Source organism: Paenibacillus sp. FSL H8-0079 (assembly GCF_037991315.1).
Classification (GTDB): domain Bacteria; phylum Bacillota; class Bacilli; order Paenibacillales; family Paenibacillaceae; genus Paenibacillus.
Genome location: NZ_CP150300.1, coordinates 1,034,651 through 1,052,542 on the forward strand (window position 1 = coordinate 1,034,651; position 17,892 = coordinate 1,052,542).

The following is a 17,892-nucleotide window of genomic DNA, read 5'->3' on the forward strand; positions in this document are numbered from 1 at the left end:
CAGGATGAATAAGGAAGATCAAGTACAGGTATATATGGATGAATTGCAGGTAAAAGCAAAGTCGTTAACAGGGGTACAGCTTGAGCTGGCAAACTATGTTGTGGAGATCGCCGGGTCTACGTATTTGCGTGGAGACGAAAAGATGTTTTTGAATACAGAAAAGTTGCTTGGAAGGCTGGCTGCGGAAACGCAGAACCCATTATTCCAGCCACTATTGGATGTACTCCAGCATCTGGCGAGCGAGTCATTGGTTGCACGATTCCGTTATATCGCAGAACGTGCGACTCGTTTCCCATACAGTAACCACTATGAACGCCGGCCTTTTCGCACATCCGATCCGGAGCAGCATGTAGAACAGGTCATCCGTAAACTGATGGGATTATTCCGAATGGAAATGAAGAATTTCTCCCTGAGTGAATATGTGTCACTTCGTGAGTACAAGTTGGATTATCTGCATGAGATCCGTTCGGTACTGCCGGATTGCATCGCGTATGAACTTGATCATCAGGGCGGAGATATGAAGCAGGCACTGCACGATATTATATATGGTGACAATCAGACGGCGCTGTTAACCCATGAAATGATCAAAGGCATATTCATGAGCGATCAGGCAGATGCCTATCAGATGGTGGGTGAGCTGCTCATTGCAGCAAGGTTGCAGGAAGGGTTGCGCCAAAGCATTGTGGAGCGGATGGATGAAGGAACACTGGAAGCCTATATTTACATATTAAAAATCATCATCGACAACAACCTGATCCGTTTCAGTTCAGTGGTAAGAGCGCTCGCCGTATGGACAGGAATCGGCATAGAAGCAGCCAATCAGCGTGTTGCCGCACAGCTCATTGAACAGGCCTATGAGGCGCTTGTGCAACCAGAAGTACGCGAAGCCTGGCAGCAGGAAGTGAACGCCAACAAGCTCTTTATCAGCCTGTGGGCGACAGCGGTCATTGAAGAGAATGAACTGAAGAGCAAGATATTCGAAATTATGGATCAAGGCCAATTATATCAGAAGATTGTTGCCCAATATGTACTTGCTAACAGCCAGAACAGAGAGCTTCGTTTGCACATTGCACGTCGTTATCTGGAGGCGCAGGATACCGAGTTGATGCACTGGATTGTAACCAACTATGATGCCATGTATATGTACAACTGGAGTTTCGAAAATGGAGAAAATCAGCGTAGCGTCTACATATGGCCATTACCTGCGCTTGAAGATAAGACATTGAGACGTCAGGACTTTGATCAATTCAAACAGATGCTGACTGTCATTCCAAAAGGCGGTTCAGGTGGACCATCGGGTGTACTTGAGTATGTTCACTACCGGATTGATACGGATGATGTAGTGAAGAAAATGTTATATCTGGCCGCCTATGATATGGACCCGGAATGGATCGGGGAAGTCATCGCAATCAAGGACCGTTTGAGCCCGGAACTGCGCGGAGAACTGTTGTCCCAGTTTGTTCAGCATCCCGATAATGAGGTGCAAAGACAGTTTGTGTTTGAGAGTTTGTCTGATAAAAGCATCAGTAATCGGGAAAGTGCGCTCTCCAAAGCGAAGCTACTCACGTTGACGGTTGAAGAGATGAAACAGATGGAGGCGTTGATGAAGCTCAAGACAGGCTCACTTCGCCAGAAGGTCATCCATGTATTGTTACTACAACCCGTGGACCAATTGGCGGTTTCACTGAAGCGACTTTTGCAGGCGAAGAGTGAGTTGCAGCGTCTGGGTGCGCTCGAATTGTTGACGGAGATTGCGGCAGATCCGGAGCGGGCAGATCAGCAGGAGCAATTGCAGCCATTGGCACAGCTGATTGAGACGCCAACCGCGAAGGAACAGAAGTTGCTCGACAAGCTGACGGATCAGGGGAGTCGTTATACGGCCGCTAATGGGTTTGGTTTATTCGATCCGAAGCGACGTGAGCCATTGCTGGATGAGAAGCGTGAGCTCAACGGCCACAGTCCGAAGGATATCTTTACGCTCTCTCTGGATCAAACCAGACCATTCCTGCAGGGGCTCAATGAATTGGTGCATGAACACAGGGATCATGAGTATGAAGTGGAGTACTATGCTGGCTACAAAGACACGTTGTTACTTGGAGCGAGTCTTCGCTCAAAGGTTCCGTATGCAGAGCGCAATGAAATGAAGCAGTTGGAGCAATTTCCACTTCATGACGTATGGGAGAACTATATTCAACAAGCAGGGTTTAGCAGTGTGGAACTGATGCAGCTATACATGGTTATACAGCTCCGGGAGTTCAATGGCAATTTGGGTGATCATTACAGTTATTTCCGTGAACAGTATGACTATGATGAAATGCAGAAGGTTCCGTTAATGGAAGGCTGGCGTAAGTCGTTTGCCGAACAGATATATCCTCTGGATGATATCGAAAAGCTACAGCAGCTGCTGGATTCGTTAACGTATAAGGATCAGGTGACTTCTCTAATCTCAGCGGCATATCTGGATAGCAATCCGGAGGATACATTTGAGATCGCAGAGAAAACGTGGGCGTCCATTATCTCGAGTATGCCTGCCGAGCGACTGGAGAAGGAATCGGGTATGCTGCACATTCTAACGGGACCATGGAATTATACGGTTCGGAGCAAAATCCATGACGATGACAGCTTCAAACGGTTCTTCCAGACGGCTTACCAGTTCGCCAGTCTTGTAGAAAATAGTCAACCGTTGTCCTTACTGTCACTTGAAGATTTCCTGCGCGCGTACCAGCTGAACCTGATTGATGATCAGGAGATATATCGACAGGTACTGGTCGGTGGCAATCGTCTGTTATTTATTCGTGACTTAACATCCACTCGTACAGAAGGGATCGCGAGTGATCCGAAGCTGGTTCAATTACGAGATGCGGTGGTCGATCGCATTCTGGAGATTGAGCTGACCCGGGGAGAGCTCTCTACAGAGGTAAGCACGCTTGCCATGAAACTGGATCGAATTGAAGGCATGGAACACTGGGTACATCTGGTCTCGGCGATGGATCAGGATACATTTGTCCGTGGATATATCTACAGCTATGGAGACAACACAATACGCAAAGAGACGTTCAGCTATCTGATTCAGAATTGTCATCCACGGGATGGAGAAGATGAGAAGCGGCTTGGAGAATTGCTCCAGAAGTATCCGGTGAATGAGAAGAAATTGCTGGAAGCAGCCATGTATGCACCACAGTGGATGGAGATTGTTGCGAAACATCTAGGATGGGAAGGTCTTCGCAGTGCAGCCTGGTACTTCCATGCCCATATCAATGAACGCTTTACTGCGGAAAAAGAGACCATCGTGGCCCACTATTCGCCAATATCACCACAGGACTTCAATGAAGGTGCATTTGATATCGCGTGGTTCGAAGAGGCCTATGCGGCTGTCGGGGAGGAACGGTTCAATCTGTTATACGATTGCGCCAAGTACATTTCCGGGGGAGCCAATCACCGCAGATCTCAATTGTTCGCGGATGCTGCACTTGGCAAGCTTCGTCTGGACGACATGCGTGAGTCTGTGTCAGACAAGCGAAACAAAGATCATTTGTTAACCTACAGTTTGATTCCATTCGCCGTAAATCGGGAACAGGATCTGCGTGAGCGATACGACTTCATTCAGAAGTTCCTGATGCAGAGCAAGCAATTCGGTGCACAGCGCCGTGCCAGTGAAGGTGTGGTATCGCAGATTGCACTGGGCAACCTTGCCCGTAATGCAGGCTATGCCGATGTTACGCGGCTGATGTGGGACATGGAAGCACGTAAGCTGGATGAGATGAAATCCTTCTTTGAACCTCATGCATTGGATGCGGACACTACAGCGCAATTGGTCATTGATGAGGAAGGCCAACCCGAGATGGTTATCGTCAGCAAAGGGAAGACACTCAAATCTGTACCTGCCCGGTTCAAAAAAGACGGATATATCGCTGAACTGAAAGAGCTGAAATCGGATCTGGTGGATCAGTATCGCCGGGCACGACAGGAACTGGAACGTTCGATGACTGCCGGAACATCCTTTACACATCAGGAAATTGCCAGTCTAATGCAAAATCCGGTTATCCATCCGCTGGTAAGAACACTTGTATTCCAGTCAGGTGACAAGACGGGAAGATTCGATGTATCGTCTAGCGGTTTGCTTGCTCCAGGACCAGAGGGCACGATCCAGGCATTAACAGAGCAGGATCAACTGCTGATTGCTCATCCGCTTCATCTGTATCAGAGCGGAAGCTGGAGTGAATTCCAGCGAGATCTGTTCACCCGTCAGGAGCGTCAGCCATTCAAGCAGGTATTCCGTGAGCTGTATCTTCCTAACGAGGACGAATTGGCTAATGGTACGGTGTCCCGCCGATATGCAGGGTACCAGATTCAACCGAAAAAAGCAGTAGCTCTGCTTAAAGGACGCCAATGGACTGTCAGTTATGAAGAAGGTCTGCAGAAGGTAAGCTACGAGCACAATCTGATCGCGAATCTCTATGCGATGGCGGATTGGTTCTCACCGGCAGATACCGAGGCACCAACACTGGAGACGGTGCAATTCTACGATCGCAAGACCTACAAGCCTGTAGCGCTGCAAGATGTGCCGCTGACGTTCTTCTCGGAAGTCATGCGTGATATCGATCTGGTGGTCAGCGTTGCACATGTGGGAGGCGTAGATCCGGAAGCCAGCCTGACAACAATCGAGATGCGCCACGTCATTGTGAACGAGTCGTTGCGTCTGCTGAAGATCGACAATGTACGTCTGGACGGGAACTACGCACGGATTGATGGTGAATTAGGTGAGTATGCTGTTCATCTGGGCAGTGGTAATGTGTTCAAACAGGCCACAGGTGCACTTCATATCATACCGGTACACAGTCAGCATCGGGGCCGAATCTTCCTGCCATTCCTCGATGAAGATCCGAGAACAGCTGAGATTCTGTCCAAGGTGATGTTGCTCGCCGAAGATAAGAAGATTAAGGACCCGCAGATTCTTGCACAATTACAGAACTAGAACTGATTGAACCGTCTCTCGTGGGGCGGTTTTTTATTTGTTACTCTGATTATTAATGTACTCCGAATCTCAATATAACGAGTGTAGAACAAGGATCATGGGTGGAAAGTGAACAATATGGAGAAATTCCAACATAAAGGCAGCTGAAGAACGTGTTAAAGGGGACTTCAGTTGCTTTTATATTTTCGGATATTTCAATGGGCCGGATTGGTTCCGGTTTCAAATAGACTTAGGACCCAGAGCATGTCGGTATATTCCTTAATCTGATAATTAATTGCATTAATTGGTTGAATGGGAGTGGGTCGAACCGACTGTTTTTAAAAGTGAATAATTTGTTCGAAAGTAGTTACATAAATGTAAATAATTCGTTTTCTTGTTTTGTTATCTGCATTATTAATGTGGTGATTCCAAAGAACTAGGCTCCTTCTAATCGGTCATTTACCAAATTTAAGGGGATGTAATTCGGTATCATGTCGGCTATCGTTAGGAAGCGAAATCTGCTGACTGGCTTGCAGGCTGCAGTTTCAGAAGCCATGTGCAGGACGACCTGAATGCTTGAAAGACTGGGATCAAGCCAGTTTGCATTCCCTTGTATACATGTATTCAAGATGTGCACAAGAAAAATGATCAAGAGAGAAGGAGAACTTACAACATGAACAGAAGACTCAATCTGATTTTCCTCAAACGATGGTTTATGTTATTAATCATCGTGGCGGTTGCGGCTATGCCGCTACACGCCTTCGCCGCGGAGGCGGAATCCGGGGCTGATCGGCCTTGGATGAACAAATCCTTGTCTGCGGAGGAACGCACCGAGCTGCTGCTCAAGGAGATGACGCTGGAGGAGAAAGTTGGATTCGTAACCGGTAAAGTAAATAACTATTATGGTTTCTATAATGATGGATTGGAGCGCCTCGGCATTCCGGCATTACAGATGGCAGACGGACCTGCAGGGGTACGTGTGGCTAACCCGGATGTGCAGGACAAAAAGTCCACGGCATTGCCTGCGCCCATCGCGCTTGCCGCTTCCTGGGATACCAATCTGGCCAAGAAATATGGTGATCTGATCGGTCAGGAAGCACATGATACAACACATAATGTAGTGCTCGGCCCTGGGCTGGATATTGCACGTACACCATGGGGTTCCCGGAACTTCGAATCGCTGGGGGAAGATCCGCTACTGGCTTCCGGCATGGGTGCAGCGTATGTGAACGGGATTCAAAGTAATCCGGTAATCGCTACGGCGAAGCACTATATCCTGAACAACCAGGAGACGGAACGTTTCACGACCAATGCAACAGCCAGCGAACGTGCCATTCAGGAAGTCTATGCACGTCCGTTCCAGGCGATGGTCGAAAAAGCGGATCTCGGTTCGGCAATGTGTTCATTTAACCAGGTGAACGGTACATATGCTTGTGAGAACAAGGAGATGCTGACGGATGTCCTTAGGGATCAGTTTGGCTTCGAAGGGTTCGTCATGAGTGACTACGGTGCAAACTTCAGCACAGCCAAATCCGCCAATGCGGGTCTGGATCTGGAGACACCTGGAGAGCCTTACGGTAAATGGGGAGACAAGTTGCTGGAAGCCGTGAACAATGGCGAAGTCAGCGAGCAAACTATTGATGAGAAGGTTAGACGCATTTTGCTTCAAATGTTCGATAAAGGGCTGTTCGATAACCCTGTAACGAATACACAAATCAATGCCAAGAAAGACGGCAAACAGGCACGTGAAATTGCAGAAGAGAGCATGGTTCTTTTGCAAAACAACGATAATACGCTGCCGCTTTCCAAGAAAAATGTGAAATCGATCGCTGTCATCGGACCGGATGCAGATAATGCATCTGCTGCTGGTGGAGGTAGCAGTCTGGTTAATCCGACGTATACCGTAAGTCCACTGCAAGGCATTCGTAACCGTGCCGGTAACGGTGTGGATGTAAAATATGCAGCTGGAACCGATCCAATCTCCGCAGGAGATGCATTTAATGGACCATCCGCCGTACCTTCCACTCTGTTATCGCCAGGGGATGCTCAGGAAAGTGAAAGAGACTATGGTACAGATCGTGCGGAATACGGTCTGCGTGCTGAATACTGGACGAATAAAGATATGGAGGGTAACCCTTCGCTGGTTCGTACAGATAATCAGGTCAACATGAATCTTGGATTCTACAACTATGAAGGTTTTAATGCACAATCTTCCAAGCTTCCGGTGACACCAACGAAGTTCAATGCCAAGATGTCTGCTCGTTGGACAGGGGCAATTACAGCGCCTCAAACGGGTGAATATAAGCTGTCCCTGACCAGTCTCGGTTCTGCGAAACTGTATGTGGATGATGAGTTACTCGTAGACAATCAAGGTGAAACATTGAGTACAACGAAGAAAGAAATCACGTTCAAAGAAGGCGAGTCCCACAATATTCGGATTGAGTATCGTACGGATTTCCCGGTACAGTCCAATCATGATATGGGCGCACAGGTTCGTTTTGGCTGGGAAGCTCCAGAAGACGCTGTTGATATCAAAATGCAAAAAGCAGTCGATCTGGCGAAAAAATCCGATGTTGCCGTTGTGGTAACACGTACGTATGACAGTGAAGGTTATGTAGACCGTTCCGATCTGGAACTGCCGAATAACCAGGAACAGCTGATCCGCAAAGTAGCGGCAGCCAATCCGAAAACGATCGTAGTGCAAATGAGTGGTCGTGCTGTCGAGATGGACTCCTGGCAAAAAGAAGTGCCATCCATCGTTCAAGCTTGGTACGCAGGTCAGGAACAAGGTAATGCAGTGGCACGTGTGCTGTTTGGTGATGTGAATCCATCTGGTAAGTTGCCGGTGACGTTCCCATCAGATGATTCCCAGACCCCGGTATCCACTGCGGAACAATTCCCAGGTGTGAATGGGGTGGGTAACTACTCCGAGGGTATCTTTGTAGGGTACAAAGGATATGACAAAGAAGGCATGACACCGGCGTTCGCCTTTGGACACGGACTGTCGTATACCGATTTTAATTATCGTAATCTGCATGTGAAAAACACAGGTAAAGGCGATAAGGAAACTGTAGAAGTATCCCTGAACCTGCGCAATACCGGTAAGGTTGCCGGTGCAGAAGTCGTACAGGTCTATGTAGGCAATCTGCCAACCAAAGTGGAGACACCAGAGAAACAACTTGCTGGCTGGGCGAAGGTCGATCTGAAAGCAGGCAAGCAACAACGGGTTAACATTCAACTGGATCGCAGCGCATTGTCCTATTGGGATGAAGCATCCCATGAATGGGTAATGCCGAAGGGTAAAGTTCAAGTGTATGTTGGCAGTGCATCGGATGATATCCGTCTGACAGGCAGTGTGAATTTCGGAAGTAAGTCCGGTAAATAAAAGTGCAATAAGGGAGATTGAAAATGAGTCGTGGCCGAATGGCCACGGCTTTTTCCACAATGGAAGGAGAGTGAAGCGTGATGAGCATAGGCTGGCGAGAGCATCCCAAACGATGGATCATCCTGTTAATCGCTGTTTGTTGTGTCGGTGCAGGAATTTGGCTTATCCTCAACCGAAATGAACAATCCATTCCTCCACCGATTGCGGACAAGCAGACAGCGGCCGAAGTCTGGTTAACGACGGGAGATCAGCAAAATCTGCTTACACCACAGAAGTCTATTCCAATTACAGACCACCATAATGTAGAAACAAGTTCTTCAGATTCTGCAATGCAGGAGTCAGACACGTCTTCGTCCGAGTTTACCATACAGATTGACCCGGACAAGACATATCAGACCATGGATGGTTTTGGCGCAGCGATGACGGGTTCGTCGGCACATCTGATTAATCAGCTTCCGGAGGAGCAGCAAGAACAACTACTCAAGGAGATGTTCTCGACGGAAGGCTTGAACATGGATATGGTGCGTCATACGATTGGTGCCTCCGATTATTCGGTAGATGAATCAGGTGTGGCTTCAAGTTATACCTATGATGATATCGAGTCCGGCACGGATTATGAGATGGAACAATTTTCGATCGAGAAGGATCAGGAAGTCGTGAATATGCTGGAGCGTGTAGCTGGTTTGAAACCGGATCTTAAAGTGCTGGGCACACCGTGGACGGCCCCGGCCTGGATGAAATATGGGGAGAAGACCACTAACGGCTGGTATCTGGATTATAACGATCCCCAGGTGTATGAAGCGTACGCGAGATATTTTGTAAAATATATTGAAGCTTATCAGGCAAAGGGCATTCCCATCTACGGGATTACGTTGCAAAATGAACCGGAGTTCACCTCGGATAAATATCCGAGTATGAGTATGGGCGCCGAAGAACAAGCCAGGTTCATTCGGGATTACCTCGGCCCGGCGCTACAAGATGCGGGACTTGATACGCGAATCATCGCTTATGATCATAACTGGGATCAGGCGGTCGAATATACCAGCGAGGTGCTTGGTGATGAGCAGGCTGCTGATTATATCGATGGATCTGCTTTCCACTGTTATGCAGGTGATCCATCTGCCATGTCGGAAGTGCATGATCGCTTCCCGGACAAACATATTTATTTTACCGAATGTAGTGGTGGGGAGTGGAGTCCTGATTTTGGCGAGAATCTGAGTTGGCAGATGTCCAATCTCATCATTGGTGCGCCGCGCAACTGGGCGAAGAATGTGCTGCTCTGGAACATTGCACTCAATCCGCAAGGTGGTCCCACGAACGGTGGCTGTGAGAACTGCCGTGGGGTTGTGACGATTGACCCGGAGCGTGATGAAATCACTAGAAATGTCGAGTATTATGCACTGGGCCACATCAGTCGTTATGTACGTCCGGGAGCCGTAAGGATCGAGTCCTCACAGGAGCATGGCCAGATCGAGAATGTAGCTTTCCACAATCCGGATGGAACGATCGTGCTGGTTGCAGCTAACACGGGTGAGGTAGAAGTTTCCTTTGATGTAGTTATGGACAGAGATTCGTTTCAATATGTACTGCCTTCCAAATCGGCAGCAACCTTCCGTTGGAACTCAAAAACGGGAGTAGAACGTTGACTCAAGCTTGGAAATTATGGGTACAGATTGAATGATGGACATGGTAAAATACACGTAGAGTTATTTCAAATTTGATGTATTAAATAAGTCCGATCTCAGGATCGGGCTTTTACATAACCTTTTACTTGTAGTAGAAAAGGAGAATACGTTGGACATGTTAGTCGTTGTATATCGGGAACAGGATCATGACAAATTGGTCGAGATCTGGGAGAGTGCTGTTCGGGTAATACATCGGTTAACCATGGGATATAAATGACCACGAAGAGGAGTGTGCAGCATGACACAGATCAAGGTGACACCGGAACAACTGGAGACGGTCAGTGGGCAGTTTGCTCAGGCGCATCAGCAATTATCGGGCTTCATGTCCGCGCTGGATAGCAAGATGAGTGTCATGCGCAGCAACTGGGATGGCATGGAGCGGGAGCGTTTTTATAACGATTATTCAACAGCTCAAGGCACGATGAAATCTGTTCTGGAACTGGTTCTGTCCATTCAATCGGAGCTTAAGAAAATTGCCGAGCGTTTCCGTACAACGGATGAAGATGCGGTGAACAAGGCGCTTATGGCGGCTTTGACCGCAGCACAGACGCTTACAACCATGGGTAAACAAAAAGGCGATGGTATAGGCAAAACGTCAGGCCCACCAAAGAACATGGATGAATGGGATGAGAAGGATGCCGAGAAGTACCAAAACTATGAGGAAATGCTGAAGAAAGCCGAAGAGGTGGGTGATGAAGAACTGGCGCAGCAGATTCAGGCCAGCATGAACATCATTCGGCTTCAGTATGAAGATGTAATCTATCAGACTGACCCCAATACGGGCAAGACGGTGAAAATTACCGAGGATTCCATCGTGGGTACGTATCAGGTGAAAAGCGACAAGGGTGAAACGACCACCATCAGTCTGGATAAACAGGGCAATGTGGTGGACTATAGCAAGGATACGGAAAAGTATAAGTATTCGGAGCAAACGCACACGACCAGTCAAGGAGAGCATCTCTTTGGCAAAGTGGCACAAACGGCTACAGGCTACGGCATTGGTCTGCTGCTCACAAGCAAGACGGGCTCTGCCTTTACAGAACATGCCACTGGACTTGGTTCTTCCTTCGTTGCGGACAAGTTCCTGTTCTCTGTGCCGGAAGAAGGTGAGACACGTACGATGATCTACCGGACCAATAAGGATACGGGCAAAATGGAGAATATGATTGTGGTCACGCGCGGCGACAACGATATTGAATATACTCCGTGGCGTGATTACTATTAAGCCACGGATGGGTCGACAAGCAAGCGGCAACGCAGGGGGAGACCTGATTGCTGCCTGCTTGTCGACCCACAGCATGGAACCATGTGGTTGGATGACATATGGCTAAAAGTGTGAAGGGCAGGCGGCTTAACGTTGAGCCTGCCCATAGAGAAACACCCCGGCAACCTTCTCCCTGAGATGGGAAGGTTGCCGGGGTGTTTTGGGTTAATCTTACCGATTAGCCACGGTCAACAGACCGGGCTGAAAGGAAGTCTTTTTTTGCCAAAGCTTAATGCGTCTCTTCATCCAGAAACGGTTTGTTCACCGCATAATACATAAAGCCCATCAGCAGCACACCGCCCACCAGATTGCCCAACGTCACGGGAACCAGGTTGTGAATCACACCTTCAAATGAGATTGTCCCCGGATGGTTCAGCACGAGTGCAATCGCGAACGTACACATATTGGCAATGCTGTGCTCATATCCCGAGATGAAGAAGCAGAACACAAAGAGCATCATGGCGAACATTTTGGCTCCATTCTCCTTCATGAACATCGGGACAAAGAACGCCATACATACGAGCCAGTTACACAGGATTCCCCGGAAAAAGAGCTGCATGGTCGGAACTTCCATCTTGTGCTCCACCACGCTTAACAGAAACCCATTCACCTGAGATGAGTCGAATAATCCCGTCAGGTAAATTAACAGGGCAAACACGGCTGCACCCATCAGGTTACCGCTATAACTCGCAATCCACAGCTTGATGACTTCAAACCAACGCAGCTTCTTGCGCAGCGCCGCATACGTGTAATAGAAGGTATTTCCTGTGAACAGATCACCGCCACCATAGGCGATCAGGATGATAGCCGCACCAAACGTAATTGCTGCCATCGGATAGGTGAACGGGGACTGTTCCATATAAAAGAAGTTACCTGTCTTAAACGCCACGATGACGCCGAATCCGATAAACATACTGGCCAGCATGGAGCGTGCAAGGTATCTGATTAAGCTTTGTTTGTAAATCTTGTGTTTCTTCAAAGCTAGTTGTTCCACATTGCGTAGAGCTTCCGTTTCCATAATTCTCCTCCAGTAGCATGATGTCTTGCTTACCATTATAACGAAATTATGGAAATTAGGGAGGGGGTAGCTTGGAATGCTGATTATTTAACCGGATATGGATACATACAGGATCTGAGAATCTCGATCTTTTGATCTTCTGTTCGTTCAAAATGATGCAGCTATTTTTTTGTGCGTGTCTTCAATTGGTGAGAGCATTTTCTATCCGTTTAATTTCGTGAATCTCTTCGGTTCCAGCTTCCAAAGCAGTTTCGTAGTATGAACATTTGTGCTCAAAGACTTCCATGGTTCTTTGTAGTTCCTCCATTTTTCCTTCCACAATAGCTTTTCGCTCCGTAAACATAACGAAATTCTTAATGTCTTTAATAGTCATCCCAGTGAGTTTCAGACATTGAATGATCTTCAGAAAGTCAATGTTGGAGTCTTTGAACAAGCGTGTTCCGCTCGTGGTACGTTCTACAAAAGGCATGAGTCCTTCCTTGTCGTAGTAACGCAATGTATATACCGTGAGGTCTAATTTTTTAGCAACTTCACTGATTGAATATGTCATGTACAATGAATTCCTTTCTACTAGGAGTATACTTGACCTGGAGTTAACTTGAGGGTTTCGGTTGAATTATCCATTCGTTCCTGGACACGAGATTGCCGGGATTGTAACGGATGTATGAACCCTTCTGGGGTGGAAGATGATAACTGGTTAATAAAAAACGAAGAAGCCCATAAAACGAATGATTGCAGATGCATTCAAGGGTATTCCCGCAAAGAAACTTTTTGTCATTTCGACGTGATTTTAGCAGCAGTACTTTTCCACGCAAATTACTGAAAAGCATCGAAGACATACACTAGAAATTATAGGATTATTCAACAGAGCGATATAGAATTTTAAGTGGTCAATTAAAAAAGCAGTTGACTATGAATAAATTCTAGTCAACTGCTTTTTTAATTTATATTTAAATTTAGTATTCTATAAACAAAATTATCAATCGCTTGTGAAGATCTCCATCATTGAGGCAGGATACCGACTACCTGCTGATCCGTGTGGGAGGATTTCTTTGATACGCTGAAGATCAGCTTCTGTAAGATTGACGTTAGCAGCAGCAACGTTTTGCTCAACCCGCTTAGCACTTCGCGTACCCGGAATCGGGACAATATCTTCTCCCTGGGCGAGAAGCCAAGCTAGTGCCAATTCGGCTACAGAAATACCCTTGTTAGAGGCCAGTTCATTAAGTTGTTCCGTTGCTCGTAGATTATAGATATAGTTTTCACCTTGCCAACGCTCGTCATGACGACGCATATCGTCTTCGGCGTACTCTTGAGCCGGTTTAACAGCACCTGTTAGGAACCCTCTGCCTAAAGGAGAGTAAGGCACTAAACCTATACCCAGTTCATTCAAAGTCGTGCGTATATCGTTTTCCTCAATCTCACGCTCGAATATGGAGTATTCAGTCTGAAGCATAGAAACTGGGGTAACCGCATGAGCTTTACGAATCGTTTTTGAACCCGTGTTACTCAAACCGAAATATTTAACTTTACCTTCTTGAATAAGCTCTCCAACGACTCCAGCTACTTCCTCGATAGGAACATCGGGATCTGGGATATGCTGATAGAAAACATCAATGTAATCCGTTTGCAGATAGCGAAGGCTGTTTTCTGCTACTTTACGAATATTTTCTGGACGGCTATTAAAACGTGCTCCGAGTGGTTCGGCTGTCATGTCAAATCCAAATTTGGTAGCTAGTACTACCTTGTCACGAAAATCCTTTACAGCTTTACCCAGCAACTGTTCATTGTGACCAGTTCCATATCCGTATAATTCTGCTGTATCAAAGAAATTAACTCCAAGCTCATAAGCTCGACGAATAGTTGCTATTGCTTCATCTTCATTGGAAGGACCGTATGCCATTGACATCCCCATAGTACCCAAACCAATAGAAGAGACTTTTAAACCTTGTTGACCAAGACTTCGAGTTTGCATTTTTGTTCCTCCTTAAATAGTGAAAATTAAAATGTTATCACCTAAGTGTTTAAAGGCTAATTAAAAAAGGTATCCAATCTTAGTTCGTTCAATATGAATTTTCATCTCTGTTATTCATAGGAACAAAAACATAATATCATGAGAAGGTGAATAAAGTAAACAAAAAGAATATAAAGTGTCTATTTAGTATAATTTGTTTAAAATGATGATTATGAGATATAATATAAGGTAATTAGGGGGCGCTTAGATGGAACGGCAGAATGAAAAACAACATAATATGAGGATAACTCTTACTAGCAGATTGTTAACGTACGTTAAAAAAAATGGATTTCAAAGTCTAAAGATGGATGAAATCGCAAAAATCATGGATATAAGTAGGGCCACTTTATATAAATATTTCTCTACCAAAGAAGATATCATAACGTTTATTGTGAGTATTTGTGTAGAATATATCTACGAAATTATTGAAGATTCGGACTCTGACCAAGTAATTGTTCAGCGATTTCAGCAAACATTTGAACAAACAATCTTATTAAAAGAGTTCTTCACAGATATTTTCCTAAGGGATCTTGAAAGTAGTTATCCTGAGAATTATGAGCGACTAGAAGTAGCTATGAAGCAACGAGAAGATCAGGAATTGGCTTTTTATGATGAAGGAATAAAAGAGGGTTATTTCAATAAGATTGATGGTAGGCTTATCGTTATGCAAGATGAGATTCTAAGTAATGTTTTAGATGTAAAGTACTTGATGGAGAACCATTTGACCGTGTATCAAGTGCTATTTGACTATTACAATCTAAAGAAATTCCAGTTGTTTAAACCTGATAAAATTATAATGATAGATGATAACTTGATGATTCCTAGAATTGAGTATATGGCACAAAAAATCTCAAAAAACTTATATTAAACTTAGCAATTTAGAATAATTTGAGCATCATATGACGGATTTTCCATGATACATTATAAGCATAGAAAATGGCGCGAATGAAACGCACGGCGGCACACGACCAAGGGCGTTCCTATTCTCGCCTTTTCTTCTATTACATGAATAAGTTGATTAGATCAATAATCAGTTTCATTTCTTTTAAATAAAGTGCGTTTAAGACTAGAACGTAAAACAGACGAATACGAGGGAATCTCATTACAGGAGATCACTCGTATTCGTCTGTTTTAGCGAGCATACTTATTTATTATCATATGTGCAGCCTCGTCCGCTATTTGAAAAGCCTGCTCTCGGGAGATACTGAAATCAAGCAGCAACATTTTGGGCCATAGCACCTGCCCGGCAATTACACTCATAAATTCGTTAGCCGTTTTTGCCGCATCCGGCAGGTTTATATTACCCAATTGAACTTCATCACATAAATATTGCGTCAATTTCTGCTGAACAGCACCTTCACTCAATTCAATAATGAAAAAGACTGAGCTCGGGGAACTGCTTGGCCTCTGCAATGACGACCCGAAACAAAGGAGCCATTCCATCACGAGTCAGCACGCATGCGTAATCTCGTCCGATTTTAATAATCCTTGCAAGGGAGACCTGGAGCCAGAAAACAAGACAGCCACTTTGACTACCTAATATCTATAATATAGAATGAAATAATACGGAAGCTACCGGTAAATGCCCTACTATTTGGTAGGGTATTTTAAATTAAGTTCTCTGAAAAGGAGTGAATTTATTGAGTGAACTGACCAATAAAATTATTCAAGATATAAAAAAAACGGGATTTCCATTTGAATTAAAAGCAGCAGAAATCATTAAGAAATGTGATTGGACGTTGTCTTATAACAATTTTTACATTGATAAAGATGAGAACAAAGGTAGGGAAATTGACTTAATAGCGGAATGTACTGTTGCGACTGAGGATTTTAATTCAACGCATTTCGTAGAAACTAGTATGATTTTTCCTATAGAGCTGAAACAAGCTAATCAGCACCCATGGATCTTTTTCACAACAGAACAAAATGTATATGAAAAATTTCATGATTTTTATTCAATTATTAAACATGAATCTGGATTTAATAGTTCGCATGGTAATCGTATTAGATTTATCCAGGAAATAACTAATTATCAAGGACGTTTGGCGAGATCTTTCTACGAGGCATTTACTAGAAATGCTGGGAGGGATGACATATTCAAAGCTCTGACGGGGGTGGTGAAAGCACTCGAACATCTTTATGAAAGTAGTTATTTAAGACCTAGAGAAGGTTCGGGAGATATTAATGATATTGAAGATGATGATCCATTTTATTCTCATTTTTTACAATTATACGAGCCAGTAATTATTTTTAGAGGTGAATTATTTGAGGCACGGGTAGATGAGGAGGATGTCATAGTTAAAGATACAGATTATGTACTTGTGTCGTTTAACTACATATCACCCTATTACAATAGAGAGTCTAGTTACTTAGTTCATATTGTAAAAGAAGAGTATGTAGAAGAATTTTTCAGAGAGAAGAAAAATGGGTTACATAAGTTGCATGCAATGTTAACAGATTCAGAATATGAAGTGGTAAGTTTATGATCTCTATACGTAAGGATCGATGTGCGATTCACGACTTTATTGTAGAAACAGAAGTGGTTTGGGATTAACCAAGAATTGTCGAGGGACAAGAACATAATCCCATTAAAGTCGCTATTTTAGTGGCTTTTTTATTTTATCAGTACAAGTTCGTGTCCAGAGACAAGGACACGAACTTGTACTGATTGCCGAAATTACGTAAGAGGATTTATTCATTAAATGACACTCCTATGGCAAAGTTAAATTGAATGTGAACTTGGTGCTTACGGAACATATGCACGTCGACATAACTGATTTTCTCATGTTTTAATCAAGGTTGACATTCAGTCAACAAATGTTACAAAATAAAGTTTAGGGAGGTTAAATAAATGGATGATAAAATGAATGATCAAGGTGGTACCTTTTTTTCGATTAAACGGATTTCTCGTGACTTAACACACCTCACCAACCAAATATGCGCTAAATTAGAAGACGGACTCTCTTCTGCCCAGATAGATGTATTACGCTGTTTATGGAAAACAGGAGATGGACTTACTCAAAAAGAGATATTGGAGAAGTTAAATATCCGTCCTGCATCGTTATCAAATCTTATTGACTGCTTGGTTGCAGGGGGTTGGGTGATCCGGAAGGTTGATTCAAAAGATGCACGTGTGAAAAGAATATTTCTTACAGAGACAGGTAAAGCGCAAGAAGAAAAGAATTTGCATACAATTGATGTTATTGAACAGAAAATGCAAGAAGGATTTACGAATGAAGAAATATCCTTAATGCGAGTCTGGCTACAACGCATGGAAAAAAATATTAAAAGATAATTTCTTGACAGAACTCTTTAACACGTCTTATTATTTAGTTTACCTAAATAAATATTATTGTAGGATGAATTGAGGTGAATATGTTAATTATATTGAAAATAATGAGAAGACACTCTGTTTATATATTTAGTAATACTAAATATTAGTTTAAGCTGTAGCATTGGATAGCTAAGCAGTTACGAGTATCACTGGAGTAACAAAGCGCCCAATCATCTTGAAAGAAGCATACTACCCTTTTCACTAGAGTATTTAAAGTGTGTTTAATTTTTTGGAATGA

The 17,892-nt window shown here is 44.5% G+C and carries 10 protein-coding genes; 7 read left to right on the forward strand and 3 right to left on the reverse strand.

The annotated features are described in order from the left end of the window. Positions 1-4 precede the first annotated feature (4 nt). The 4 genes from MHI06_RS04575 (at position 5) to MHI06_RS04590 (ending at position 11,249) form a co-directional block, all read left to right on the forward strand. Positions 5-4,975, forward strand: coding sequence for a DUF4132 domain-containing protein (locus tag MHI06_RS04575; protein WP_340400612.1), 4,971 nt, complete (start codon positions 5-7; stop codon positions 4,973-4,975). A gap of 652 nt (positions 4,976-5,627) precedes the next feature. Beyond that, entirely contained in the window at positions 5,628-8,339 is a 2,712-nt protein-coding gene (locus MHI06_RS04580; RefSeq protein ID WP_340400613.1) for a glycoside hydrolase family 3 C-terminal domain-containing protein, read from the forward strand. 80 nt (positions 8,340-8,419) lie between these two features. After that, positions 8,420-9,985 carry a glycoside hydrolase family 30 beta sandwich domain-containing protein gene (locus MHI06_RS04585; protein ID WP_340400614.1) on the forward strand — a complete coding sequence of 522 codons (1,566 nt, stop codon included), beginning with the start codon at positions 8,420-8,422 and terminating at the stop codon, positions 9,983-9,985. A 277-nt stretch (positions 9,986-10,262) separates the two neighbouring features. After that, a complete protein-coding gene (locus MHI06_RS04590) occupies positions 10,263-11,249 on the forward strand; it encodes a WXG100 family type VII secretion target (RefSeq protein ID WP_340400615.1) in 987 nt (328 codons plus the stop codon). Positions 11,250-11,517: 268 nt separating this feature from the next. Here the strand turns inward: MHI06_RS04590 and MHI06_RS04595 are convergent, their stop codons facing one another. The 3 genes from MHI06_RS04595 to MHI06_RS04605 form a co-directional block, all read right to left on the reverse strand. Continuing rightward, entirely contained in the window at positions 11,518-12,306 is a 789-nt protein-coding gene (locus MHI06_RS04595; protein WP_169482905.1) for a formate/nitrite transporter family protein, read from the reverse strand. A gap of 181 nt (positions 12,307-12,487) precedes the next feature. After that, positions 12,488-12,856: a MerR family transcriptional regulator gene (locus tag MHI06_RS04600; RefSeq protein ID WP_340400616.1), complete on the reverse strand. Its 369-nt coding sequence runs from the start codon at positions 12,854-12,856 to the stop codon at positions 12,488-12,490. Positions 12,857-13,285: 429 nt separating this feature from the next. Beyond that, complete coding sequence (locus MHI06_RS04605; protein ID WP_340400617.1) at positions 13,286-14,281, reverse strand: aldo/keto reductase; 996 nt, start codon at positions 14,279-14,281, stop codon at positions 13,286-13,288. Positions 14,282-14,528: 247 nt separating this feature from the next. Between MHI06_RS04605 and MHI06_RS04610 the strand changes: the two genes are divergently transcribed. The 3 genes from MHI06_RS04610 (at position 14,529) to MHI06_RS04620 (ending at position 17,615) form a co-directional block, all read left to right on the forward strand. Further along, positions 14,529-15,188 (forward strand): TetR/AcrR family transcriptional regulator, encoded by a 660-nt coding sequence (locus MHI06_RS04610; RefSeq protein ID WP_340400618.1) that lies wholly within the window; start codon positions 14,529-14,531, stop codon positions 15,186-15,188. 772 nt (positions 15,189-15,960) lie between these two features. Then, entirely contained in the window at positions 15,961-16,806 is an 846-nt protein-coding gene (locus tag MHI06_RS04615) for a hypothetical protein (protein ID WP_340400619.1), read from the forward strand. A 365-nt stretch (positions 16,807-17,171) separates the two neighbouring features. Further along, entirely contained in the window at positions 17,172-17,615 is a 444-nt protein-coding gene (locus tag MHI06_RS04620) for a MarR family transcriptional regulator (RefSeq protein ID WP_264926902.1), read from the forward strand. The last annotated feature ends 277 nt before the right edge of the window (positions 17,616-17,892 follow it).